Raw genomic sequence first — 23,812 nt, forward strand, 5'->3', positions numbered from 1 at the left:
TCAGCGCGCCGCGAACTGGGTCTTGCCGAACATCACGTCGCGTTCGGCGTCGGTCATCGGGCCGCGGCGCTGGTGCTCGGCCAGCACATCGACGCCCCGCCGCACCGCCGGGCGGGCGGCGATGGCATCGTGCCAGCGCTTCACATGCGGATATTGACCGAGATCAACGCCGCGACGGTCCGGGTTGCGGATCCAGGGGAAGGTGGCGATGTCGGCGATCGAGTAGTCCGGCCCCGCGAGATAGGCGCTTTCCGCGAGGCGCTTGTCGAGCACGCGGTGCAGGCGCGCGACCTCGTTGGCGTAGCGCTCGATGGCGTAGGGGATCTTCTCCGCGGCGTAGTTCGCGAAGTGGTTGTACTGGCCGAACATCGGCCCGACGCCGCCCATCTGGAACATCAGCCATTGCAGGCAGGTGTAGCGCGTCCCCGGCTCGGCCGGCAGCAGCGGGGAGCCGGCCTTCTCCGCGAGGTAGATCAGGATCGCCCCGCTCTCGAACAGCTTGAACGGGACGCCGCCCGGCCCTTCGGGGTCCACGATGGCGGGGATGCGGTGGTTGGGCGTGATGGCGAGGAACTCGGGGCGGAACTGCTCGCCCTTGCCGATCGCGACGGGGACGACCTCGTAGGGGATGGCGCGGCCCTGCTCGGCCAGTTCCTCGAACATGATGTGGATCTTGTGACCGTTCGGCGTCGGCCAGGTCCAGAGCTGGATCGGGGCGGGCATCGGGCTCTCCGTTCGGGCGTGCCGCAACCATGGGCACCGCGCGGGGCGCGCGCAACCCTTGCGCGTGCTGTGCGGATGGCCCGGCACCTTCTCCGCCTTGACCGCCCTGCCCTGCCCCGGCGTGCTGCGCCCGCCCCGCCTGCGGAGTCTGCCCATGGACCAGCCCCGGCCCAAGATCGCCGAGACCGTCATCCACCCGAGCGTCCGCCTGCGCGAGGCCCGCATCGGCGCGCGCTGCGAGATCCTGGAGGATTGCCGCATCGAATACGCGACGATCGGCGATGCCTCCTATCTCGGGCATGACTGCCAGGTGGCCGATGCCGAGATCGGGAAGTTCTGCGCCATCGCGGCCTGCGTGCGCATCGGCCCGCCGAACCACCCGATGGGCCGCGTCTCGCAGCACCGCTTCACCTACTGCCCGGAATACTACGACCCGGCGCAGAAGCGCGACGCCGCCTTCTTCGCCGCGCGCCGGGCGCAGCGCACGCGCATCGGCAACGACGTCTGGATCGGCCATGGCGTGACGGTGCTCGCCGGCGTGACGGTGGGCGATGGCGCCGTGCTGGCCGCGGGCGCGGTGGTGGCGAAGGATGTCGCGCCCTACACCATCGTGGGCGGGGTGCCGGCGCGCCTGATCCGCGAGCGCTTCCCGCGCGCGATCGCCGCACGGCTCGCGCGCATCGCCTGGTGGGACTGGGATTTCGCGACCATCATGCAGCGGCTCGAGGAGTTCCGCTCCGAGGATGTCGAGGCCTTCTGCGACCGCTGGGACAATGCCGCGCCCTCAGCGTGAGAGCATCGCCGCGGCGATCGCGGCCCATTCGTCATCGAGCGCGCCGGACGCGGCGGAGCGGCCGGCGCGGGCATACCAGTAGCGCGCGTTGGCGAGGTCGCCTTCCTTGCGGTGCAGATAGGCGTGGACCCAGGCGCTGTCGGCGTCGCCTCCGGCCTGCGCGGCCTCGTGCGCGCGCGTCCAGTCGCCCTTCGCATCCCACCACAGGGCGGCGAGCGGCGCGGGGAGCCCCTCGGGCGGCGCATCGCCCGCGAGGCTCGCGCGGAAGGCGGCGAGGCCGGCCGCGCGCGCCGCTTCCGCGCCGCTCATGCGGCGAGGAAGACGCCGCCCTCCTCGCTGAGCGCGGCGAGGTGGTGGTCCATGTCGCCGAACATGTTCTCGATCACCGTCAGCCGCTTGAGGTAGTGGCCGCCGGCATATTCCATCGTCATGGCGATGCCGCCATGCATCTGGATGGTCTGCTGGCCGACGAAGCGCGCGTTGCGCCCGACCTCGATCTTCACCGCCCGCATCTGGCGGCGGCGCTCGGCGGCATCGGGCTCGCTCGCCATCATCGCGGCGAGCATCGCCATGGAGCGCGCCTGCTCGAGGCAGACCATCATCTCCGCCGCGCGGTGCTGCAGCGCCTGGAAGGATCCGATCGGGCGGCCGAACTGCTTGCGCGTCTTGAGGTAGTCCACCGTGAGGTCCTTGGCCGCCTCCATGCAGCCCACCGCCTCGGCCGCCAGCGCCGCGATGGTCTCGTCCACGACGCGCTCGGCCAGCGCGAGGCCGCCCTTGAGTTCGGCCTCGGGGCCCACCTTCACGTTGTCGAAGGTGATATCCGCCGCGCGCTGGCCGTCCGAGGTGCGGAAGCCCCGCCGCGACACGCCCTGCGCGGTCGCGGGCACGAGGAAGACGCCGATCCCCTCGCGGTCGCGCCGCTGGCCGGAGATGCGCGCGGTCACGACCAGGTCATCGGCGGTGTCGCCATGCAGGACGACGCCCTTGCGGCCGTCGAGTATCCAGCCCGCGCCGTCCTTCTTCGCGGTGGTCGCGACATCGTGCAGGTCGAAGCGCGACTGCGGCTCGGTGTGGGCGAAGGCGAGCAGCCTTTTCCCGGCCGCGATCTCCGGCACCATGGCGGCGCGCTGCTCCGCGCTCGCGCCATGGCGGAGGAAACCGCCGCCCATCACCACGGTCGAGACGAAGGGCTCGAGCGCGAGGGCGCGGCCGAACTGCTCCATCACGATCATGGTCTCGACGGCGCCGTAGCCGAGGCCGCCATCGGCTTCCGCGAAAGGCATGCCGAGCAGGCCGAGCTCCGCATAGGCCGCCCACAGGTCGCGCGACCAGCCGGTCTCGGACTTCATGTAGCCCTTGCGCTGCTCGAAGCCGTACTTGTCCTTCAGCAGCTTCTGGAGGCTGTCCTGCAGGAGCCGCTGGTCTTCGGAGAGGTCGAAATCCATGGTGCGTCAGAGTCCCAGGAAGGCCTTGGCCATGATGTTCTTCTGGATCTCGGTCGATCCGCCGTAGATGCTCTGCTTGCGCCAGTTGAAGTAGGTCGCCTGCGCGAGCGTCTGCCAGTCCTCGGCCACGTCGGGCTCGTTGCGGCCATCGGCCTCCGGATCGTGCGGCGCGACGAGGCCGTAGGGGCCGGCCGCCATCACGTAGAGCTCGCTGATCGCCTGCTGCAGCTCCGTCCCGCGGATCTTCAGCACCGAGGAAGCCGGGTTCGGCTTGCGCTGGCTGAGCTGGCGGTTCTCGTCGGCGAGCACGCGCAGCGTCGTCATCTCCAGCGCCTTGAGCTGCACCTCGACATCCGTCAGGCGCGAGCGGAAGCGCGGATCCTCGATGATCGGCCGCCCGCCCCCCGGGGCTTCCTTCGCGATCAGCTTCAGCCGGCGGATGCGCTCCTTGGAAGCGCCCACGCGCGCCTGGCCGGTCCGCTCGTTCGACAGCAGGAACTTCGCGCAGTCCCAGCCGCGGTTCTCGGTGCCGACGAGGTTCGCCACCGGCACCTTCACGTCGTCGAAGAAGACCTCGTTCACCTCATGCGCGCCGTCGATGGTGATGATCGGCCGCACGGTGATGCCAGGCGTCTTCATGTCCACGACCAGGAAGGAGATCCCCTCCTGCTGCTTGGCCGCGTTGGGGTCGGTGCGGACCAGCAGGAAGATCCAGTCCGCGTGCTGCGCGAGCGTCGTCCAGGTCTTCTGGCCGTTGACGATGTAGTGGTCGCCCTCGCGCACCGCCCGCGTCTTGAGGCTGGCGAGGTCCGAGCCCGCGCCGGGCTCGGAGAATCCCTGGCAGAACCAGAGATCGAGGCTCGCGAGCTTGGGCAGGAAGAACTTCTTCTGCTCCTCCGTCCCGAAGGCGATCAGCACCGGCCCGAGCATGTTGCAGTTGAAGCCGAGCGGCGAAGGCGCCGGCGTGGACTGGATCTCCTCGCTCAGGATGAAGCGCTTGATCGCGGACCAGGGCTGGCCGCCCCATTCCACCGGCCAGTGCGGCACCGCCCAGCCCTTGGCGTAGAGCCGCTTCTGCCAGTCCACCTGCATCGCCTTGGTCGGCGTGCGGCCCGAGGCCATGCGCTCGCGCGTCTCGGCTGGCAGGTTGGCGTCGATCCATTCGCGCACTTCCTGGCGGAAGGCGCGTTCCTCTTCGGTGAAGCGGAGTTCCATCCTCTTTGCTCCCGTTCGAATCCGGTCAGCGGCCCATGCCGGCGAAGGTTCCGCCCTCGGCCGCGAGTTTCTCGATCAGTGCCGCGGGCTTCAGGTTGGCGTCGTTGGTCGCCTCGGCGTAGCGCCGGAGCTTGTCGCGCACCGTCTTCAGCCCCTGCGTGTCCGCCCAGAACATCGGCCCGCCGCGGAAGGCCGGCCAGCCGAAGCCGTTGACGAAGATCACGTCGATGTCGATCGGCCGGTAGGCGATGCCTTCCTCGAGGATGCGCGCGCCTTCGTTCACCATCGGCAGCAGCAGGCGGTCGAGGATCTCCTCGTCGGAGATCTTGCGCCGCCGCACCTGCATCTTCTCCGCCACCTCGAGGATGATCCTCTCGACCTCGGGGTCGGGGATGCGGTTGCGCTTCTCGTCGTACATGTACCAGCCCTTGCCGGTCTTCTGCCCGAAGCGGCCCTGCGCGACGATGGCATCCGCGATCGGCGCCACCGTCCCGCGCGCCTTGCGCACGGCCGCGCCGATGTCGAGGCCGGCGAGGTCGCCGGTGGCGAGCGGCCCCATCGCCATGCCGTAGCCTTCCATCACGCGGTCGATGTCCTGCGGCAGGCAGCCTTCCAGCAGCAGCTTCTCGACCTGCGGCGTGCGCTTGCCGGTCATGCGGTTGCCGACGAAGCCGTCGCAGTTGCCCACCAGCACCGGCAGCTTGCCGATGCGCTTGCCGAACTCCGTCGCGGTCGCGATCGCCGTCCAGGAGGATTTCGCCCCGCGCACGTTCTCGAGCAGACGCATCACATTCGCCGGGGAGAAGAAATGCATCCCCAGCACCAGCTCGGGGCGCGTGGTCGCCGAGGCGATCTCGTCGATGGACAGGGTCGAGGTGTTGGACGCCAGCACCACCCCCGGCCGCGCCGCCTTGTCCAGACGCGCGAAGACCTCCTTCTTCACCTCCATGTTCTCGAACACCGCCTCGATCACCAGGTCGGCCTTCGCGACGGTGCCTTCGAAATCCGTGCTGCCGGTCAGCAGGGCCTTGCGCTTCTCGTATTCAGCCTGGGAAAGCCGCCCGGAGGCGACCGTCCGCTCCCAGTTCGCATGGCAGCGCGCGAGGCCCTTGGCCAGCGCCTCATCGCTCGTCTCCACGATCGTCACCGGCACGCCGAAATTGGCCGCGCTCATGGCGATGCCGCCGCCCATGGTGCCGCCGCCGATCACCACCAGCCGCTCCACCGGCAGCGGCTTGGCATCCGCCGGCATGCCGGGGATGCGCAGCACCTCGCGCTCGCCGAAGAAGATGTGGCGCAGCGCCTTGGACTGCTCGCCGGAGACCAGCGTCTGGAACAGTTCCCGCTCCTTCGCGAGCCCCTCCTCGAAGGGCATGGTGAAGGAGGCCCGCACCGCCTCCGCGCAGCCCTTGGGGCTTTCCTGCCCGCGCGTGCGCTTGAGCAGCCCCGCCACCACCGCGTCATAGGCCGCCGGATCCTGGCCGCTGATCCTGTCGGTGCGGTCGCGCGCCAGCGTGAAGGTCCTGCCGATGTTCGCGCGCGCCCAGGCCACCGCGCCGGCCTCGAGGTCGCCCTCGATGATGGCATCCACGAAGCCGAGCTTCACCGCCTGCTCGGCCGGCACCGGGTCGCCCGAGACGATGATCTTCGCCGCGGCCTCCGGCCCGATCAGCCGCGGCAGGCGCTGGGTTCCGCCCGCGCCGGGCACGAAGCCGCGCTTGACCTCCGGCAGGCCGACCTGCGCGCCCGGCGAGGCGAGCCGCGCATGGCAGGCCAGCGCGAGTTCGAGCCCGCCGCCGAGCGCGGAGCCATGGATCGCCGCGACGACGATGCCGGGAAAGGTCTCGATGGCGTCGAAAACCTCGGTCAGCGAGGGCGGCTGGCGCGGCTTGCCGAACTCGGTCATCTCGGCGCCGGCGCTGAACATGCGCCCGCTGCCGATCAGCACCACCGCCTTCGCCCCGGCGGCCTTCGCCGCGTTGAGGCCGGCGAGCAGCCCCGCGCGCACCTCGGTGCGAAGCGTGTTGACGGGCGGATTCGCGAGGCGGAGCACATGCACCTCGCCCTTCGCGTCATGCTGAACGAACGCGGGGTCTGCCACTGGCGTCTTCTCCCTGATCCGCGGCCTTTCGACCGCTCGGTCGGGGCGGAGTGTCGTGCAGGATGCGCCCGGCGGCAAGCGCCCGCCCCGGGAACCCCGGTTGCCGCGGCGCGCCTCCTGCTGCTTTCATCGCGGCGAGACAGCGGGAGAGGAAGCGCCATGTCCCTGTTCGACCTGACCGGCAAGGTCGCCGTCGTGACCGGCGGGAGCCGCGGCATCGGCCGCGCCATCTGCGAACGCATGGCGGAACACGGGGCGAAGGTCGTCGTCTCCTCCCGCAAGATCGAGGCCTGCCAGGAGGTGGTGGAGGCGATCAAGGCCAAGGGCGGCACAGCCATGGCGGTGGCCTGCAATATCGGCCGCAAGAACGAATGCCAGGCGCTGATCGACCAGACCATCGCCGCCTGGGGCCAGGTGGACGTCATGGTCTGCAACGCCGCGATCAATCCGCATTTCGGCCCGGCGATGACGATGCCGGACGAGATCTTCGACAAGATCATGGCGACCAACATCAAGTCGAACCTCTGGCTCGCGCACATGACCGCGCCGGGCATGGCCGAGCGCGGCGGCGGCTCGATCATCGTCGTCTCCTCCATCGGCGGCTTCCGCGGCTCGCCGGTGCTCGGCGCCTATGCCATCTCCAAGGCAGCCGACATGCAGCTCGTGCGCAACCTCGCGGTCGAATGGGGACCGAAGAACGTGCGCGCCAACGCCATCGCGCCCGGCCTCATCCGCACCGACTTCGCCCGCGCGCTGTGGGAGGATCCGGGCATCTACAAGAAGCGCACGAAGGACACGCCGCTCAAGCGCATCGGCGAGCCGGACGAGATCGCGGGCGCGGCGGTGTTCCTCGCTTCCGCCGCCGGCTCCTTCATGACCGGGCAGACCATCGTGATTGACGGCGGCGTGCTCGCCGGCCCGCCCTCGCGCTCCGACGACGAGTGATCAGCGCAGGCCCGGCGGCGGGCCGAAGGGATCCCACCGCTCGGCAGGCGCGCTGCGCTGGATCGGCGGCTTCACGCTGATGCCCGGCGTGCCGAGCGGCGGCGACCGCTGCGCGGGCGGCGAAGATCGCGGGGACTGCGAGGACTGGGACGGGCGGGAGGCCGCAGGCGGCTCAGGCTCCGCCGTGACCGGCGGCGCGGGCGGCGGCGGCGGGAGGGCCGCGACAGGCGGCGGCGCGGGCCGCGCGGGCGGGGCGGCCTGGGGCGGGCGCGCGGCGGGCGCGGGCTCGGGCTGGCGCGCTGGCGGCGCGGCCGCCTGGGCCGGCGGGGCCATGGCGCGGCCGGCGGCGATCACCTCCTCGCGCATCCGGTCGCGCGCGGGCAGGCCGCGGTCGCGTGAATCGGCGGCATGCCGCGCGGCGATGTCGAGGAAGGGGCGCAGGTCGGGCACGCCGCGCGCCTCCGTCTCGCGCGCGACGACGCCCGCCTCGGTCGTGAGCGTTGCGCGGTCGGCGCTGCGGCCGAGATCGGCGACGATCCGCCCGTAGCCATCGAGCGCGAGCTCCCGCTCCACGCGCAGCCCCTCGGCCGCGCGCGCCCAGTTCGCGCGCATCTCGGGGCTGGCCTGCACCACATCCGCGCCGTCGAGCAGCGCCTGGAAACCGTCGAGCCGCCGCTGCGAGAGCACCGCCGAGCGGGCGAGCACCGCCGCGCCCTCGAGCTGCGCGCGAAGCCCGGCGCGCTCCTGCTCGAGCCGCTGGCGCTCGGCCGCCATGAGCTGCGCCTCGAGCCGATCGAGGCCCTGGCGCAGACGCGCATCCGCGCCTTCGCGCAGCGCGGCGATCTGGCGGCGGGCGTTCTCCGCCTCCGTGCCGCTGGCGCGGCTCTCGGCCTCGAAGGCGCGGTTCAGCGCCTCCGCCCGGCGCAGCGAGGTGGTGACATGCGCCGCCAGCACGACGCGGAAGCCGACCGTGGGCAGGCGGGTCGGCTGGCCGTCCGTCGGGTCGTAGGGCGGGATCTCGATGCGCAGCGAGGAGCGCAGCGCGGCCTCCGGCGTGCGGAAATCCCCGCCCTTGACGACCACGCCGCCGGCCTGGCCGTGCCGCCGTCCGACGCGCACGGCGCGGAAGGGCTCGAGCACCATCTCCCCGACATTGCCGAGCACGTCGTGCAGGCCGAGCGGGTTGGGTTCGAGCATCCCGACCGGCTGCGCGCGGCCCGCCGCCGATCGAGGCCCCTGGAACCAGGCATGGCGCGCCGTGCCTTCGGGCATCGGGAAGGTGCGGCCGAGGAAGTCCAGTTCGCTGACCGCGGCACCGCCACGCGCGGCGTATTCCCATTCCTCCTCCGTCGGCAGGCGGATGAAGGCGGGCACGCCGTCGGCCTGCGGAACCCGCGCCCGCGCATTGCGCAGCAGCCAGGTGGTGTAGCGCTGCCCGAAGGCGACGGCATCGAACCAGGAGAGCGACGCGGCAGGCAGGCGGCCTTCCGCCGAGGGCGCCGGGCAACGCTCCTCCATCACCGCCGCATATTGGTCCCGCGTGACCTCGTATTTGCCGATCCAGAAGAGCGCGACGTCGCGGCCCTCCCGCGCGAAGGGGCCGGCCACGGCCTCGCGCCGCGCAAACTCCGCGGCGCCCCCGGCGGGGTCGGTGGTGCCGATCGTCACGGGGCGATCATCAAGCGCGCCCGGCCCCGCCGGCGTCTCGACCGGGCGGAAAGCCATTGCGCCGCCGCAGGGCATCGGCAGCAGGAGATCGCCCTCGGCGGGACGCGGATTGATGAAATCCTGCGGCCAGGGCGCCTCGGCCGCGGCCGGCGCGGCGAGAAGGAGCAGGGCGGCGAAGGCGGCGCGCATGGCTCAGCCCTCCGAAAGGCCTTCGGCGGGCGGCACCGCGCCGGCGCGCAGCCCCGCCAGCACGGCGGCGAGCAGCGCGCCGAGCAGCGTCACGCCGGCCGCGCCCGCCGCCATGGCATGGGTCAGCAGGCAGACCGGACGATCGCCGGTGACGCTGCCGGCGAAAGCCCGGTTCAGCACCCCCGCGACACCCGCCGCGATGGCGACCGCGAGCGCCGCGCCGGCGAGCGCGACGGCGCCCGCCTGGATCAGCGGCAGGGCGAGCAGCGCGCGGCGCCGCAGCCCGAGCAGCGCGAGCAGCGCCAGGTCGCGACGCTTGCGCTCCACCTGCGCCCAGAGGCCGACGCCGAGGCTGACGAGGTAGCCGAGCCCCCCTGCCCCGGCGATGGTCAGGAACAGCAGCGCGAGGTTGCGGTCGAGGCGCAGCAGGCCCGCCACCGCCTCCGCGCGCGAGGCGACCTCGATGCCCGCCACGCGGAACTCGCGGTCGAGCGCGGGGACGTCCTCCAGCCGGGCGGCGTGCAGGCGGAAGCCGGCGAAGGGGCGACGGCGCGCCTCCTCCTCGCCGCCCGGCCGGGCATCCGGCGCGGCGGTCCCGTCGAGGAAATCCTCGGTCAGCAGCAGCACGGGAAGGGTGGCGAAGGCGGCGTCCCGCAGGGCGGCGGAGGACGGCGCCTCGGCCACGACGCGCATGGGAAGGCTCAGCACCTCGCGCCGCCCCTCGCGGCTGCGCGCCACCGAGGCGACGACGCCGCCGCCCACCGCTACGCCCAGCCGCTGCAGCGCGGTTGCGGAGAGCACCATCTCGTCGGCCGCCATCGCGCCGCGGCCGGGCAGAAGCGGATCGCCCGGCGCCGTCGGCAGCAGCTCGACGCGCAGGCCGCTGCCGGGGCGGTCCGGGTGCTCGAGCAGGATCGTCGCCGACAGCGCGCGGGTGCGCGGGACGATGAAGGCGATGCGCGGATCGGCCGCAAGGCGCTCGAACAGCGCCGGTTCGAGCGTGCGGTTGACGACCGAGACGATCTCCCGCGCGCGCGGATCCTCGAGCAGTTCGGCCCGCAGCCCCGCGACCACGCCCTGGCGCAGGCCGAACAGCACGATCAGCGGCGCGAGCACCGCCGCGCAGCCGAGGGCCGAGCAGAGGAACAGCACCCGCTCGTGCCACAGGTCGGCAAGGGCGAGGCGCAGCATCGTCAGGCCGCCTCGGCGAGCGGCGGCCGGTCGAAGACCGAGCGCGCCACGCCAGAGGCATCCGGCGCATGGGTGGCGCAGGCCAGCACCGGATAGCCGGCGCGCGCCGCGCGGTCGGGATCATGCGTCGCGACGAGCAGGGCGGCGCCCGATGCGGCGCATTCGCGGCGCAGCAGCGCGAGCACGGCGTCGGCGAGTTCCGGATGAACGGAGGCCGTGGGCTCGTCCGCCAGCACGAGGGCCGGGCGATGGGCGAGCGCGCGCGCGATCGCCACGCGCTGGCGCTGGCCGACGGAGAGTTCCGCCGGACGCCTGCCGAGCTGCGCCGCGATGCCGAGCTCCTCGGCCAGCATGCGCAGGCGCGCGGCATCCCGCCGGCCGGCGATGCGCTGGGTCAGCGCGATGTTCGCCTCCGCCGTCAGGTAGGACAGCAGGCCGCCCGTCTGCGGCACGACGCCGATGCGGCGCGCGCGCAGCGCGGCCAGCGCGTCGCGCCGAGCCCCACGCCAGAGACGCATGATGTCCGTGCCCGCGAAGACGAAGCCGCCCGCATCGGGGGGCGCGGCAAGGGCGAGCATCATCAGCAGCGTGGACTTCCCGCTGCCCGATGGGCCGGCAAGGGCCAGCGCCTCGCCCTCCGCGAGCTCGAAGCGGGGCACCTCGAGCGCGAAGGGCGCGGCGTCCCCGCGATAGGCCTTGCGGACATCGCGCAGGGAGAGCAGCGCCGTCACGGCAGCGCGTCGAGCGGAACGGGGAAGAAGGCCTCGCCCCCGGGGCGGCCGTCCAGCGTCACCCACAGGTCCGGGCGCGCGGCGAATTCCTGGTAGAGGCGCAGCTTGGCCTCGATGCCGTTGATCAGCTCGCGCTGCGCGGCCGCGCCCATGGCGAGCCATTCCTGCTCGGTGAGTTCCATCACCTGGCTCTGGTAGGGCAGGCCGTCGAGATACTCGCCCAGCGCCTGGCCGATGCGGGCGAGATTGCCGAGGCGCGCCGGGTCGCGCGCCGTCGCCGCGAAGGCCGCGCGCAACTGGCCGAAGAAGGTGCGCGGGTCCGAGCGGCCGGCGAGCCCGGCATCGAGGATGCGCGTCAGCGCCTGCGACAGGTCCGACAACTGGTTGCGCGTCAGCAGCACGCGCACGTCCAGCGCGGCGATGGTGGGGTCGCGCAGGTCGCGGTCGGTGGTGAAGGAGCGCACGACATCGGGCGCGGTGGTGCCGCCCTCGCGCCCGAGATAGGCGAGGCGCATCGCGGTGCCGACGATCTCGACCTGCTGGGCGATGCGCTCGGCCTCGGGCGTGCGTGCCGGGGCGACGCCACCCACGGGGCGGCCCACCGTGTCCGCCACCTGGCGGAACAGCGCGTCCGTCAGCCCGTTCACGACGCGGTCGAAGGCGGCCGGGCTGCCCCCTTCCACCGGGAAGTAGAGCGAGCCCGCCGCCCCGTAGCGGGTCAGTTCCGTGTACTGCGCCCGCGCCGAGGCGTGGTTTGCGCGCCCCTCTGGCGTGAGGAGATGGATCGCGAAGAGCGCGATGCCGCGCGCCTCCGCCAGCGCCCTGATCTCCGGGATGCCGAGGCGCGTCTGCGACTTCGGATCCGTGGCGTCGAGCGCCCCGGCGTCCGTGATCAGCACCACGTAGCGGCCGCCGAAGGCCGACCAGTCCACCTGGTCTATCGCCAGGCGCAGGCCCGCGATGGCGTCCTCGTCGAACTGCTCGGTCGAGACGCTGGCGGCGCGCACGGAATCGAGCGCCGGCAGGATGGCGCCCGGCGGGCGCGAGAGGTCGGGTGTCGCGATCACCCGCGCCACGTATTCGAGCTGCGGGCGGGCGGAGATGTCGGCGCGGTAGGCGACCATGCCGAAGCGGAAATTGTCGCGCACCGCCGTATCGCCGATGCGCGCGACGATGCGGCGGATCGCCTCGCGCGTGCGCTCGATATAGGGCTGCATCGAGATGGTGCTGTCTATGACGAACACGACGGCGCCGCGGAAATCACGCAGTCGCGCCGGGTCGGCCTGCTGCGGGGCCTGGCGCAGCTCGGCGGGGGCGGAGATGACTTCGAGCAGCCGCATCTGCGTGCCGTCGCGGCGCTGCACGATCTCGGCCTCGAGGATCGGCAGCAGGTAGAAGTTGCGCTGGATGTCGATGAAGGTCTCGGGCTCGAGCGCGAGCACCGGGCTGCCCGGCTGGCCCGCCGCGGCGCGCAGCGCCACCGCGTCCTGCGTCATGGAGGGCGAGGCGAGAAGGCCGCGCAGCGTCTGCGCGTCGCGCAGGAACATCGCACGCTCGCGGCCGGCGGGGTTGGTGAAGGCGCCGACCATGGCGTGGCGCCAGTCGATCGCGCGCTCCTCGCGCACCCAGCCCTCGACGCGGCCATCGGCCTCGCGCCCGACCTCGATCCAGCCGTCGCGCCGGGCATAGACATGCATCACCGAGAAGCCGGCGGCGGGGCGGGCCTGCGGCGCCTCGGGCTGGGCGTGCAGCGTCGCGCCGGGGCGGAGGATGACGCGCTGGAACAGCGTCGTCTTGCCGGGAATGAGCAGCGGCTGGCGCGGCGCGCGCTGCGCCAGCGCGGCGGCGGGCAGCAGGGAGGCTGTGGCGAGCAGCATCAGGCGGCGCGGCGTCATGGCCAGAAATCCCCGATCGTCAGCGGCGCATTCAGATCGCCCTCGCGCGCGCGGTCGTCGAGCCAACGACGCAGGCGCGCGCGCGGTTCCGCCGCCGCCGCATCGCCGGCCGCCACGGCATCGCGATAATGGCGCGCGGCCTGGCGCGGGTCCGGGTCGCGGAAGGGCCGCCCCGGGACGAAGCCGACAGGGTCGTAGAGGCCCGCGAGCCGCGTCAGCGCCGGCGCATGGCCCGCCCGGGCCGCCGCCTCCCACAGCAGCAGCGCGTCGTCGTAGCGCCCGGCCTCGTGGCGGCGCGCCGCCTCGGCGGCGATGGCGGCGGGCGATGCGGCGCGCTCGATCACCTCCGGCACGCTCAGCCCGTCGAGCGTGGCCGGGCCCTGGGCTTCCTGCTGCGGGCGGACGGGCGGGAGCGCCGGCTCCGGCGGCCGTCCCGGCGCGAGCGCCTCGGCGATCCGCGGCGCCTCGGCGCCGGTCTGCCACCACCACACGCCGCCGGCGCCGAGGGCGAGAAGGAGGAGGAGCAACACCCAGGAGAGTGCCGAACCACGGCGCGCGGCGACGACAGGCGCCGGCGCGGCGGGCGGCGGCGGCGCTTCCGGCGGCGGTGCGGGCCGCGGGGCGACGGCGATGGTCGCGTCGGGATCCTCGATCGGCAGCGCCGGGCGCGGCGGCGGCGCGCGCGACGGCTCGGCGATGCTGTGCCCGCTGCCGCCATGCAGTGGCGGCACGTCGGGCCAGAACAGCGGTGCCTGCACCCCGGCCCCCGGCACGGCGAAGAGCACCGGTCCGGCCTCCAGCCAATCCACCACCTGTGGGCCGAGATAGAACCGCACCCCCTGCGGAGACGGTTCCACGCGATCGGGGCTGAGCAGCGCATCACCCACCTGCCAGCCATCGGGCCCGAGCGTGCCCTTCGCCCAGCCTTCGCGCAGGATGCGGAAGCGCGGATCGGCCGGCGGCGTCATCACGCCCTGAAGCAGCACGATCGCGTGCCCGCCCTCGGGATGGGCGGGGTCGGCGGCGGCGCGCAGCGCGATCATGCCGCCTGGCCGAGCGCGCCCAGGATCTTCCCGAGCCGCGCATTCTGCACGACGTCCACCTCCCCGCCGCCGGGCGCGGTGACATTCTCCTCCGCGAGGCGCGCGAAGGCGCTGATCCAGTCCACGTGGAACTGCTTGTCGTAGGGCTCGGGCTGCGGCCCGAGATGCGGCATGCCGTTGACCGGCGGGCGCGGCGCGAAGACGGGGCGGTCCGTGCGGCCGGCGCGCGGGCGCTGATCGGGCGGCATGTCCGCGTAGCCGAGGGTGTGGACGTAGCGGTTCACGATGCCCTCGGCGACCATCACGGGCTTCGCGGCGCTCTCGCTCAGCTTCTGGCGGTAGGAGGCGGCCTCGCGCAGGCGCTGCGCGATGCGCGCGGAAAGCCCCGTGCGCCGCGCCCCGGCGCCGAGCTGCGCGACGAGCGCCGAGGCGACCTCGCGCGGCAGCTTGAGCTGCTCGGCCATCTCCGGCTCGCCCGCCGCGCGGTGCATCTTGTCGAGCCACTCGGCCACGGCGAGGTCCGCATAGCGCTCGAAGGCGTCGCGCGCGCGGTGCGCGGTGCCGCCGGCCGGCGCGACGAGATCGCCCAGTTCGGCGAGATAATCCTCCTCGCCCAGCCGCGCGCCGACCGGAGTCTCCTCGGCGGGCTCGGTCTGCATGCGCCACCAGGCCGAGGTCAGTTCCTCCGGCGTGACCTGCAGGCTCCGGATCAGCCGGCCGAAGCCCTGGGCGGCGGCACAGGCGACGAGCGCGCGGCCGATCACGCGCGCTTCCTCCCGCCGTTTGGCCAGTTCCGCGGCGAGGTCGCCCGAATGCCAGTAGGGCGAGAGCCGGCCGGCCATGTCGGCGCGCAGCGCCTCCAGCCGCGCGGCGATCTGCGCGCGCTTGAGGGACGGGTCGCAGACCGGGCGGAGGCTCTCGGCGAGGTAGGAGATGCCGCCGTCATTCAGCGTCATCGCCGCGTCCCAGGCGCGGGCGGGGTCGGCGAAATGGCGGCGGCAATCCTCGTTGGCGAGGAACTCCTCGCGCAGCCGGGCGATGCGCGCCGCCTCGGAGGCGCGCGGCGCGGCCTCCCGCCCCTGCTCGTCGTAGTCGAGGATGTGCTTGGCCGCGACATTGGGGTTGCGCAGCCAGTAGGTGTTGGCGAAGGGCTGGCCGTTCGCCCAGTTGCGCGGCCAGTCGTGCTCCTTGCCGAAGAAGTCGAGCAGCGAGGCGTTCAGGCGGATGGTCCAGCGGCTGCCGGTGCCTTCGGTCGCGCCCTTCTTCTCCTCGAACTCGGTGTCGAACTTGGTCAGCACCAGGAACAGCGCGTTGCGGTGCCGCGCGCGTTCCTCCGGCGTCGCGCCGAGGGTTCCGTCCACCCAGTCCTTGATCATGCGCGGGAGCGTGCGGACCTCCTGGTTGGATGGCCCGATGCAGAGGAGCATGGAGGTGATCTCCTGCTCCGCGCAGTAGCGCTGGTAGAGGTAGGCGACCTTCCCGCGCAGGAAGAGGCCGGGCAGCTTGCCCTTCTCGGCCAGGAAGCGCCCCGGCTGCGTCAGCTTCTCGCGCGAGCGCGCGCCGGGGAAGTCGAGCAGGTCGGTGACGTCGAAGAAATCCCAGGGCTTGTCGCGCAGCGCGATGGTGAGCTCGGCGACCAGCGCCGCGAGCGCGGCGCGCGGCAGCGTCGCCTGACGGCCCGAGCGGGTCCGCACCGCGAGCGTCCCGTCCGCCGGATCGCCGAGCATGCCGAGCGTGCGGACGTCGATGATGGAGGTCTCGCGCGGGGCGAGGGCTGCGAGCGGCGCGAAGGCCTCGTCGGGGAAGTCGAGCGCGGCGAGCGCGACCAGCAGCTCCCGCGCCGCGGCGGTGAAGGCCTCGTGCCCGTTCCACAGGATCGAAAAGAAGGCCGCGCGCTCGGCCACCGGCAGGCGCGGCGCGATCTGCGCGGCCTGGGACCAGAAGGCGGAACCGAGGCCGGGCACGATGGGATGGCCGCGAAAGAGGGATTCGAAATACTCGCGCAGATCGTCAACATCGTCCTCGGTCAGGCGGTCGAGCGGCTCGCCCCCGGCGCGCGCGGCGAATTTCGCGCAATGCGACTGCACGAGTTCCGGCGAGGGGATGTCCACCTCCGCCGGGTCGAAATCCTCGAGGAAGGTGTTGCCGAGGATCTTGATCACATCAGTCTGCGACAGCAGCCGCAGCGCCACCGGATGGCCCGGCAGTGCCGCAGGCGGGCGCAGCGTGAAGCGCGTGACGAGCCCCGTCGCCTCCTGCCCGCCCTCGGGGTTGATGTCGCGCACGAAGTCGAGTGCGACGCCGTCGAACATCGCGGTGACGGGTTCCTGCCCGCGCCGGGCGAGCGCGGAGATCAGGTAGGACTTGCCGGATTGCGAGGGCCCGAAGACCGCGACGCACATCGGCCGCTCGGCAGCCGCTTCGAGTTTCCGCGCACGGCGCGCGAATTTACGGAAGTCGCGCGCGATGGCCTGCGCCTCCTCCCGCACGGTCGCGCGGTTGTCGGCGAGCCAGGCGGTCGCCTCCATCGCCGCCTCGGCGGTGCCGCGGGCGGCGGCGGCAAGGGCGGCATCGGTGCTGGCGTCGAGCCTCATGCCATCCCCACAACGCCGGTGTCGCGCCAATAGCCGGCCTCGCTCTTCATGGTCTGCAACCGGATCTCGACATCGGTGCGGCGCAGCGCGGTGCCTTCCGCATCCTCGATCTCCTCGACGCGGAAATCCTCGCGCTTCTCCTCCTGGCCCGGGGCGTCTGGGTCCATGTCGGCGCGGCGGATCTTGACCTTCAACGGGAGCGCCATGCGCGGAACGCTTTCAGGGTTGGCGAATTCCAGGGCGTAGAGCGGTGTCGCCGGCCAGCGCTCGATCGGCAATTGCCGGAAGCCGAGGAAGGTCGGCGCGGCGAAGGTCATGGTGAAGGCGACCTCCTCGCCGGGCCGGAGCGACTTCTCCAGATCCACCTCCGACAGCAGCACGCCCTGCTCGCGGATCTGGCCCGAGATCTCCATCCGCCCGATGTAGCGCGCGGTGGATTTCATCTGCAGCTGGCTCGTGCGCATCAGGAAGGCTTCGAGCCGCCCTTCCGCGAGCGCGCAGAGCATCGCGCCCACCGCCGCGCTGGTCTTGGGGTCCTCGATGCGCGCATTGGCGTCGCGGAACGGATACCAGCCGCCTACCTGGTAGCGGTGCATGCCGATGATGCGGTGCGGCGGCACCGGGGATTTCGCCAGCACGATGTCCGTCACCGCGCGCAGCCGCGACGGCCGGCCCGAGAGCAGCAGCACGTCGCAGTCGTAATGCCAGACCACCTCGCAAAGGTCGGCCAGCACCGGCGCGAGGGTCGCCTGGATCACCGCCTCGACGCGCCGCGCATCGGCCGCCACCTCGACATCGCCGACGGCGAAGCCCTGCGCGCCGGCCTGCCGCGCCGCGGTCTCGAAGAAGGCGATGGCGCGCGGGCTGGCCGGCTGCGGCTCGGCCGCCAGCACCTCGGCGATGCGGGCGCGGAACACCTCGCCCATCTGCCGGCCCTCGATCCGTTCATAGGCGTGCAGCACGGCGAGGCCGACCGGTTCCAGCACCTGCGCGACGAACTGCCGGCGCAGATGGCGTTCCACCTCCGACTGCCCGCCGCGATCCCCGCCCAGCGTCTGGCGCAGGAAGGCCTGCGGATCGGACATCCCGGCGGCGCGCAGCGCATCGGCCACCTGCGGCAGCACGAGATGCGTGATCAGCCCTTCCAGCACTTCGTCGCCGGCGATCTTGAAGCCTTCGCGGAACTCCTGGCGCGGCACGATGGTGTCGCGGTTCTCCACGCTCCAGGTCACCACCATCAGGTCGGTGGTGCCGCCGCCGATGTCGATCGAGGCGACGCGCAGGCAGGGCTCGCGCCCGCGTTCGGGCCGCACGCGCCCGGCGAGCTCGAAGAACCCGGCCGCATCGCCCTGCAGGCGCTGGGTGATCTCGGTGTAGAGCCAGACCACCTGGGTCGCCGTCGCCTCGTCGAGGTTGAGCAGCACGCGCGGCTCGGGCGGCGCGGCGGGGCCGGCCTCGGTCCAGCCGAGCATGTCCCAGGCGAGCTTGATCGCACCCTCCGCCCTTTCGCGCAGGATCTTCTGCTCGGCGAGCGGCATGGCGGGCGGCAGGGTCAGGATCACCCGGCGCAGCCGCCGCGGCACGTCGGCGAAGCGGCGGGCGGCGCGCGTGGCCGGCGCGTTGATCTGGCTGACCGCCTGCATCAGCAGCTCGGCCAGCATGAAGGTGAACATGGCGGAACGCGAGAAGCGCGCGCGCACCGCCGGCTGGCCGCGCCCGCGCAGCAGGCGCAGTGCCTCCCCGGTCTCCGTCACATGCGCCATGAAGGGGCCGGAGACGGGCGGCTCCGTCGTCACGCCGTCGCTCGCCCGCCCGTTGAAGCGCCAGCCCTGCACGTTGGGCCGCCGGTCCCAGAGGTAGCGTTTGGGGCTTGATATGCCGGTCGCGCCCTCATTGCCCTGGGTCGCGGCGGCAAGGCGCATCGCCTCGGGGCCCACGCGCACCGGCGAGGGCCAGCGGAAGGCGTTCGCCCGGCCCGAGCGGCGCGAGATGGCATCCCGGCCGAAGGAGCCGACGGCGAACTCGACGCGGCTCTCGAAGGGGCGGGCGTAGGTGTTCTCGGGCCGCGAGAGGTCGCGCAGCGCCAGCACCGAGGAGTTGTTCAGCGAGGGCGCGTCCTGGCTCTCCTCGACCAGCACGCCGCAGGTGCGCGAATTGCCGATGTCGAGCACGAGATCGACATTGATCGGCGCATAGCCGCGATTGTCCGAGACGACATCCACCAGCCGCACCCGCGGCAGGATGCCGATGCCCTCCAGCAGGCCGAGGAAGGAGAGGTAGCGCGCCCAGTGCTCGCAGGCATGGGGGAAGTCCTCCGCGCGCAACGCGCGGCCGCCGCGCTGGGCCTGCCGCAGTTCGCGGAAGGCTTCCTCGAGCCACTGGCCGACCCAGGCCTCGTTCAGGAACCAGGCATTCTCGGCATGGCCGAGGACGGGGGCGAATTCCTGCTGGCGCGCGCTGTCCTCGGGCGCGGGCGCGACATAGGGGCGCTCGGGGCTGCGCGGCATCAGCGCCGTGTCGAAGGCGAGGACGAGGCGGTGCGAACGGCCCTCCATGTCGCGCTGCGGCTTCTCCGCCACATAGGCACGCGCCCAGTTGGAGGGGCCGCGGTCGAACACATCCTTGCCGTCCGCCCCCCGCGCATGGACGCGGAAATAGGGCAGAGGCACCCATTTGTTCAGGAAGGGCTCGAGCGCCTGGGCGCGGGAGATGGCGTAGGTCTCCTCGGGCGGGGGCACCTGCCGCGTGACCGGATCGGCGAGGTTGCCCTCCTCGTCGGCTTCCAGCACGCGCAGGATGACCGGGGACTTGCCCTCGTGGTCGCGCTGCTCGCGCAGCGTCTCCTCCCAGTAGGAGCGCGCGCCGCGCGGCAGCCGGTCCATGTCGAAATCGAGGTCGAGGAACTGGATGCCGGAGGACGGCACCAGGCTGATCAGGCCGGCGGTGGTCGTGCTGCTCATGGGCGTTCCGTCTCGCGCGGCGCAGTTTGCCGCAGCGCCGCGCTTCGCGCCAAACAATGCTTGCCGAGGGTTGCGCGCATCAGTTCACCGGGCAGTTGAGGCGGTAGCGCCAGCGGGTGTTCGCGAAGGGCCCGATCACCACGACCTCCACCACGTAGTCGCCCCCCTGCGGCCGCCAGTCGAAGCCGATGCGCCCGCGCCCGCTGACCATGCCCGGCGTGGCGGCGATGACGCGGCCGCGGTAGCGCACCTCGATGCGGTCCGGCACCGTCTGGGTGTCGTAGTCGAGCGTCACGGGGCCCGGGTTCGGGCCGAGGTAGTGGCGCGTGCGCGTCTCCCCCGCGCCGCCCGATTGCGTGTCCACGTTGCAGGGCTCGGTGCCGGGGGGCGGGCCGCGCGGCGGCTCGGGCTCGGGCGGCGGCGGGGGTGGCTCGGGCGGCGGGGGCGGCAGGGGTTCCTCGGGGCGCGGGGGTTCCGGCTCGGGCGGGCGGGGCGGCTCGGGCGCGCGCGGCAGCGGGCAGGCGAGGCGCCGGCGTCCGAGTTCCTCCTCCAGCCGGGCGAGTTCGGTCCGCAGGTCGCGCTCGCTCCGCTCCGTCTCGACCAGCCGGGCGAGCGCGGCGAGGTCGCCCTCCGCGGCCACGCAGGCGGCCTGCGGCGGGCTGAGGAACCGCCAGGCGAGCAGCGGCCCGGCCAGCCCCGCGAGCAGGGCCAGCAGCGCGAGGGCGGCGAGCGTGGCCGCCCAGATCCCCCAGGGCCGGCGCGGCGGCGGCTGCCAGGGCAGCCCGTCGTCGAAGCGCGCGAGCAGGCCGAGCGGGCCGGGCGCCGCGGCCCCGACATGGCCCCAGCCTGCCAGCACCGGCCTGCCATCCACCACGAAGAGCAGGTCGAAGGACGGGATCTCCGCGATCGCGGGCCACAGTCTCGCGAGCGCGCCGCCGCCCTCGGCCGCCTGGCGCTCCGCCTCGCGCCGCAGGTCGGAGAGGATGCGCCCCGCCTCGGCGGCGAGCGTGGCGCGCGATGCGGCGTCGAGGTCGGCGTAGCGCGCCATCCGCGCGCCCGGGGCGGCCCAGGCGATGGCGCCCTCCTCGGCCACGGGCTGCGCGAACAGCGCGGCATGGGCCGGCGACAGGCGCTGCGCCTCGGCCTGCAGCGCGGCATGGGCCTCGGCCGGGGGCATCGGCAGCAGCGGCCGCAGATCCTGCGCGCGCGTCGCGGCGAGGCGGAGCATGGTCGTGCTCATGGCGGCACCGTGAACTCGCCCACCACGCGGTCGCGCACGCCTTCCTGCGCGACGCCGGTGATGACGCGGTCGGGCTGGCCCTCCTGGCGGATCGTCACGCGGTAGGGCGTGCGCGGCCCGTCGGCGCGGTCGAAATAGTCCACGACGATGCGGTAGGTGCCGGGGGCGGGGTTCTGCTCGAAGACGATGTTCTCGACCGGGGTGCGCGTCAGCGGCCCGCCGGCCGCGTTGCGGTCGATGTCGAGCGCGCCGCCGCAGGCCGCGCGGTTGCGGAAGTCGATGCGCTGCCCGTTGGGGCAGATCACCGCGAGGTCGAGGTCGTTGCGGTCGTCCCAGGCGAGGATGACCTGCGTGCGCCCGCGCCGCGCGCCCTGGCGGTCGGCGCGGTCGAGGTCGGTGTTGCGCTGCTGCTCCTGCGGCGGGGGCTGCGGCGGCTGAGGCTGAGGCGGGCGGGCGGGAGGTTCGGGCGGGCGGACCGGCGCCGGGGGCGGCGGCGGCGGTTCCGGGGCGCGGCAGAGCAGACGGCGCTCGCCGGCTTCGGCGACGATGCGCGCGAGTTCGGCCCGCAGCGCGCCCTCGCGCGCCTCCTCCTCCCGCAGCACGTCGAGCGCCGCGGCATGGCCTGGCGGCGCGGCGCATTGCGCCTGCGGCACGGCGAACCAGCCGAAGGGATCGCGCCAGAGCAGCCACAGCGCGAGCAGCAGCGCGAGCAGCAGCAGCAGGAAGGCCAGCAGCCAGGGCCAGGCCCGGCCGCCGGAGGCGGCGGGCGCGTCAGGCATCCTGCGCATGGCCATCGGCGCCACGGGCTGCGGCATCATGCGCACGAGCAGCTCGCGCACCGCGCCCGCGCCGGCCGCGGTGTGACCCCAGGGGGCCAGCACGGCCTGGCCGTCACGCAGCCGGATCGCCGACTGGTCCGGGATCTCGAGCGCGAGGCGCAGCAGCTCGCCCAGGAAGCGCTCGCCCTCGTTCGGCGATTCGCGGAGCTTCGCCGCCGCCGCCTGGATCTCGGCGACCATCGGCATCAGCGCGGCGAGCGCGGCCTGCTGCGCCGCGGGGTCGAGCTGCGGCAGCGGGACCGCGGGCCCCTGCCCCGGCGCATACCAGTCGATGCTGCCGCGCTCCGGGTCCGGGTTGGGCTCGGCGAACAGCGCCGCGTGGCGGGGCGAGAGGGCGCGACGCAGATACTGCGTCAGCTGCTCCCAGTGCTGGACCGCGAGCTGCCCGCCGACGCCCTGCGCGAGCAGGTCCCGGTTGAGCGTCGTGGCGATCAGGCTCTCGTCCATGGCGGGGTGCGCGCCTCGCCCCTCAGCGCGGGGCCGGCCGCGGGACCGGCACCGGGGCCGGCGCCGTGGGCGCGGGCGGGCTCGCCGGTGCCGCATCCGCGCCGGGCGCCACCGGAGCGCCCACCGCCGCGGGCGCGGCCGGCGCGGGCGCGACGGTGGCGGGCTGGCAGGCGCCGGCGAGGTCGGGCACCGCGACGCCATGGGCCTGCAGGAAGGCGAGCAGCGATTCCACCTTCTGCGCGTAGGAGACGCGCTCGCCCTGCTCGGCGTTGAAGAAGCCGAAGGTGTTCACGCCCACCACCCGCCCGCAGCGGTCCACCAGCGGCCCGCCGGAATTGCCGCGGCTGATCGCCGCCGTATGCGGCATGACCGTCAGGCCCGAGGGCAGGTTCTGCACCGCGCTGACCAGCCCGTCGGTCACCGCCAGTTCCGGGATGGCCTGGGTGTTGCCGTCGAGCAGGGCGCGGAAATTCGCATCCGTCTGCATGATGGCCTGCGGGAAGCCGGCGGCGATGACGGGATCGAGCCGGCTTGCCACGCGCGTGAGCCCGAGCGCGGCGAGCGGCTGCGACTCCGCCGGCAGCCGCAGCAGCGCGAAATCGGGCCGCCCGGGCTGCGGGTCCGGAGTCTGCGCGGCGACCTGCACGGCGACGGGCCGGCCGAGGCGGCGGTTGACCACATAGACCCGCTGCGGATCGAGCGGCGCGACGACATGGGCGTTGGTCACGATCACGCCGGGGGCCACGACGAAGCCGGTGCCGGTGCCCACCCCCTGCCCGCTCGCCAGCGGCCCGAGCACCAGCACCGTCCCCTGGTCGAGCAGTTCGATCAGCGTGCCCTGGAAGGCCTGCTGGCCCGGCGCCGGCGGCGGCAGGGCCGAGGGCTGCATGGGCGTGATCTGCGGCGGGGTCAGCGGCGAGAGGCCGAAATCGCCGGGGCGGCACACATCGCCCTGCAGGGCCTGGCGCGCCTGCTCGATCTCGCGCCGCAGCGCGTCGTTGGTCTCGCGCTGGCGGGCGATCTGCTCCTCGATCCGGCTGGCATCGGCGACCGGCGCGACGAGGCGCTGCTCGGCCACCCGTTCCGAGATCAGCCGCCAGCCCAGCCAGAAGCCGAGCGCAAGGAAGGCGAGCGCGACCAGCAGGCCGGCCGGCAGCAGCCACCAGTTCCAGGCCGAGGCGGTGGCGCGCGCCGCCGGTGCGGCCACGGCCGGCGGCGGCGGCGGTGGAGGGGCGGCGGCCGGGGCCGGGCGCGGGGGAGGCGCGGGACGGGGCGGCTCGGCCGGCGGCGGCCCCTCGGCCAGCAGCGCCGGCGGCAGGAGGGCGCCATAGGCCGCGCGCAGATGCGCCGCGCGGGCGGCTGGATCCCGCAGCGCCCCGGCGGGCGCGAGGCCCCACCCCGCGATCAGCGGCCGGTCATCGAGGGCGAGGATCGAGTCCGGGCCCGCCGTCACGAGCGCGGCGCGCAGCAGCGGATCGCCCATGAGGGGGGCGAGGGCCGCGAGCTCGGCCTGCAGCCTCGCCTCCACCGCCGCGCGACGGGCCGGCGGCAGGGCGGCCAGCGGCACCGGCTCGCCCGCCGCATCGGCATACCAGGAGACCGAGCCCGCATGGCGACCATTGCCCCAGGTCACGACCGGCTCGGCGAAGAGCGCCGCGCGCTCGGGGCCGAGCAGGGCGCGCAGCCGCGCATCGGCCTCGAGCACGGGCGCGCCGCCCACCAGCACGGGTTCGAGCCCCTGGAGGTCGGTCTTCAGGATGAAGCGCGGGCTCGCCATGGTTCTGTCGGCT

At 73.5% G+C, this 23,812-nt stretch carries 17 protein-coding genes; 2 read left to right on the plus strand and 15 right to left on the minus strand.

Going from position 1 to position 23,812, the window contains the following annotated elements; all coding sequences use genetic code 11:
• Positions 1–723 carry a glutathione binding-like protein gene (locus tag FHS88_RS16730; RefSeq protein ID WP_184486610.1) on the minus strand — a complete coding sequence of 241 codons (723 nt, stop codon included), beginning with the start codon at positions 721–723 and terminating at the stop codon, positions 1–3.
• Positions 724–877: 154 nt separating this feature from the next.
• On the opposite strand from FHS88_RS16730, the gene FHS88_RS16735 reads away from it, so the two are divergent.
• Positions 878–1,516 carry a DapH/DapD/GlmU-related protein gene (locus tag FHS88_RS16735; protein ID WP_184486611.1) on the plus strand — a complete coding sequence of 213 codons (639 nt, stop codon included), beginning with the start codon at positions 878–880 and terminating at the stop codon, positions 1,514–1,516.
• Here FHS88_RS16735 and FHS88_RS16740 read toward each other — a convergent pair.
• The 4 genes from FHS88_RS16740 to FHS88_RS16755 are packed head-to-tail and all read right to left on the minus strand — an operon-like array spanning position 1,508 to position 6,280.
• Positions 1,508–1,825 (minus strand): hypothetical protein, encoded by a 318-nt coding sequence (locus FHS88_RS16740; protein WP_184486612.1) that lies wholly within the window; start codon positions 1,823–1,825, stop codon positions 1,508–1,510. The genes FHS88_RS16735 and FHS88_RS16740 overlap by 9 nt on opposite strands.
• A complete protein-coding gene (locus FHS88_RS16745; RefSeq protein WP_184486613.1) occupies positions 1,822–2,964 on the minus strand; it encodes an acyl-CoA dehydrogenase family protein in 1,143 nt (380 codons plus the stop codon). The genes FHS88_RS16740 and FHS88_RS16745 overlap by 4 nt, the downstream gene beginning before the upstream one ends.
• A 6-nt stretch (positions 2,965–2,970) precedes the next feature.
• Entirely contained in the window at positions 2,971–4,179 is a 1,209-nt protein-coding gene (locus FHS88_RS16750) for an acyl-CoA dehydrogenase family protein (RefSeq protein WP_184486614.1), read from the minus strand.
• A gap of 25 nt (positions 4,180–4,204) precedes the next feature.
• A complete protein-coding gene (locus FHS88_RS16755) occupies positions 4,205–6,280 on the minus strand; it encodes a 3-hydroxyacyl-CoA dehydrogenase NAD-binding domain-containing protein (RefSeq protein WP_184486615.1) in 2,076 nt (691 codons plus the stop codon).
• Positions 6,281–6,439: 159 nt separating this feature from the next.
• Here FHS88_RS16755 and FHS88_RS16760 point away from each other — a divergent pair, with 159 nt between their 5' ends.
• Entirely contained in the window at positions 6,440–7,225 is a 786-nt protein-coding gene (locus FHS88_RS16760; RefSeq protein WP_184486616.1) for an SDR family NAD(P)-dependent oxidoreductase, read from the plus strand.
• On the opposite strand, the gene FHS88_RS16765 is transcribed toward FHS88_RS16760, so the two are convergent.
• The 10 genes from FHS88_RS16765 to FHS88_RS16810 form a co-directional block, all read right to left on the minus strand.
• Complete coding sequence (locus FHS88_RS16765) at positions 7,226–9,082, minus strand: SUMF1/EgtB/PvdO family nonheme iron enzyme (RefSeq protein ID WP_184486617.1); 1,857 nt, start codon at positions 9,080–9,082, stop codon at positions 7,226–7,228.
• 3 nt (positions 9,083–9,085) lie between these two features.
• Positions 9,086–10,273, minus strand: a complete 1,188-nt coding sequence (locus FHS88_RS16770) for an FtsX-like permease family protein (protein ID WP_184486618.1) — start codon at positions 10,271–10,273, stop codon at positions 9,086–9,088.
• A 2-nt stretch (positions 10,274–10,275) separates the two neighbouring features.
• Positions 10,276–11,004, minus strand: a complete 729-nt coding sequence (locus FHS88_RS16775) for an ABC transporter ATP-binding protein (RefSeq protein WP_338146628.1) — start codon at positions 11,002–11,004, stop codon at positions 10,276–10,278.
• Positions 11,001–12,899, minus strand: coding sequence for a vWA domain-containing protein (locus FHS88_RS16780; protein WP_184486619.1), 1,899 nt, complete (start codon positions 12,897–12,899; stop codon positions 11,001–11,003). The genes FHS88_RS16775 and FHS88_RS16780 overlap by 4 nt, the downstream gene beginning before the upstream one ends.
• On the minus strand, positions 12,896–13,942 hold the full coding sequence (locus tag FHS88_RS16785; RefSeq protein WP_184486620.1) for a hypothetical protein: 1,047 nt from the start codon (positions 13,940–13,942) through the stop codon (positions 12,896–12,898). Before FHS88_RS16785 ends, FHS88_RS16780 begins: the two co-directional genes overlap by 4 nt.
• Positions 13,939–16,536 carry a virulence factor SrfC family protein gene (locus FHS88_RS16790; RefSeq protein ID WP_184486621.1) on the minus strand — a complete coding sequence of 866 codons (2,598 nt, stop codon included), beginning with the start codon at positions 16,534–16,536 and terminating at the stop codon, positions 13,939–13,941. Before FHS88_RS16790 ends, FHS88_RS16785 begins: the two co-directional genes overlap by 4 nt.
• The gene (locus FHS88_RS16795; protein ID WP_184486622.1) at positions 16,533–19,496 is read right to left on the minus strand and encodes a virulence factor SrfB; all 2,964 of its coding nucleotides are present in this window, start codon (positions 19,494–19,496) and stop codon (positions 16,533–16,535) included. The genes FHS88_RS16790 and FHS88_RS16795 overlap by 4 nt, the downstream gene beginning before the upstream one ends.
• Before the next feature lie 79 nt (positions 19,497–19,575).
• Entirely contained in the window at positions 19,576–20,736 is a 1,161-nt protein-coding gene (locus tag FHS88_RS16800) for a hypothetical protein (RefSeq protein ID WP_184486623.1), read from the minus strand.
• Positions 20,733–22,022 (minus strand): hypothetical protein, encoded by a 1,290-nt coding sequence (locus FHS88_RS16805; protein ID WP_184486624.1) that lies wholly within the window; start codon positions 22,020–22,022, stop codon positions 20,733–20,735. The genes FHS88_RS16800 and FHS88_RS16805 overlap by 4 nt, the downstream gene beginning before the upstream one ends.
• A 22-nt stretch (positions 22,023–22,044) precedes the next feature.
• Positions 22,045–23,799, minus strand: a complete 1,755-nt coding sequence (locus FHS88_RS16810; protein ID WP_184486625.1) for a S1 family peptidase — start codon at positions 23,797–23,799, stop codon at positions 22,045–22,047.
• Between the last annotated feature and the right edge of the window lie 13 nt (positions 23,800–23,812).

It is taken from the genome of Neoroseomonas alkaliterrae (genome assembly GCF_014199195.1).
Classification (GTDB): Bacteria; Pseudomonadota; Alphaproteobacteria; order Acetobacterales; family Acetobacteraceae; genus Neoroseomonas; species Neoroseomonas alkaliterrae.

What these genes read in the sequence shown, in the direction of transcription:
- FHS88_RS16730 (WP_184486610.1), bottom strand. Translation starts at nt 723, where the DNA reads ATGCCCGCCCCGATCCAGCTCTGGACCTGGCCGACGCCGAACGGTCAC.
- FHS88_RS16735 (WP_184486611.1), top strand. Translation starts at nt 878, where the DNA reads ATGGACCAGCCCCGGCCCAAGATCGCCGAGACCGTCATCCACCCGAGC.
- FHS88_RS16740 (WP_184486612.1), bottom strand. Translation starts at nt 1,825, where the DNA reads ATGAGCGGCGCGGAAGCGGCGCGCGCGGCCGGCCTCGCCGCCTTCCGC.
- FHS88_RS16745 (WP_184486613.1), bottom strand. Translation starts at nt 2,964, where the DNA reads ATGGATTTCGACCTCTCCGAAGACCAGCGGCTCCTGCAGGACAGCCTC.
- FHS88_RS16750 (WP_184486614.1), bottom strand. Translation starts at nt 4,179, where the DNA reads ATGGAACTCCGCTTCACCGAAGAGGAACGCGCCTTCCGCCAGGAAGTG.
- FHS88_RS16760 (WP_184486616.1), top strand. Translation starts at nt 6,440, where the DNA reads ATGTCCCTGTTCGACCTGACCGGCAAGGTCGCCGTCGTGACCGGCGGG.
- FHS88_RS16765 (WP_184486617.1), bottom strand. Translation starts at nt 9,082, where the DNA reads ATGCGCGCCGCCTTCGCCGCCCTGCTCCTTCTCGCCGCGCCGGCCGCG.
- FHS88_RS16770 (WP_184486618.1), bottom strand. Translation starts at nt 10,273, where the DNA reads ATGCTGCGCCTCGCCCTTGCCGACCTGTGGCACGAGCGGGTGCTGTTC.
- FHS88_RS16780 (WP_184486619.1), bottom strand. Translation starts at nt 12,899, where the DNA reads ATGACGCCGCGCCGCCTGATGCTGCTCGCCACAGCCTCCCTGCTGCCC.
- FHS88_RS16785 (WP_184486620.1), bottom strand. Translation starts at nt 13,942, where the DNA reads ATGATCGCGCTGCGCGCCGCCGCCGACCCCGCCCATCCCGAGGGCGGG.
- FHS88_RS16790 (WP_184486621.1), bottom strand. Translation starts at nt 16,536, where the DNA reads ATGAGGCTCGACGCCAGCACCGATGCCGCCCTTGCCGCCGCCGCCCGC.
- FHS88_RS16795 (WP_184486622.1), bottom strand. Translation starts at nt 19,496, where the DNA reads ATGAGCAGCACGACCACCGCCGGCCTGATCAGCCTGGTGCCGTCCTCC.
- FHS88_RS16800 (WP_184486623.1), bottom strand. Translation starts at nt 20,736, where the DNA reads ATGAGCACGACCATGCTCCGCCTCGCCGCGACGCGCGCGCAGGATCTG.
- FHS88_RS16805 (WP_184486624.1), bottom strand. Translation starts at nt 22,022, where the DNA reads ATGGACGAGAGCCTGATCGCCACGACGCTCAACCGGGACCTGCTCGCG.
- FHS88_RS16810 (WP_184486625.1), bottom strand. Translation starts at nt 23,799, where the DNA reads ATGGCGAGCCCGCGCTTCATCCTGAAGACCGACCTCCAGGGGCTCGAA.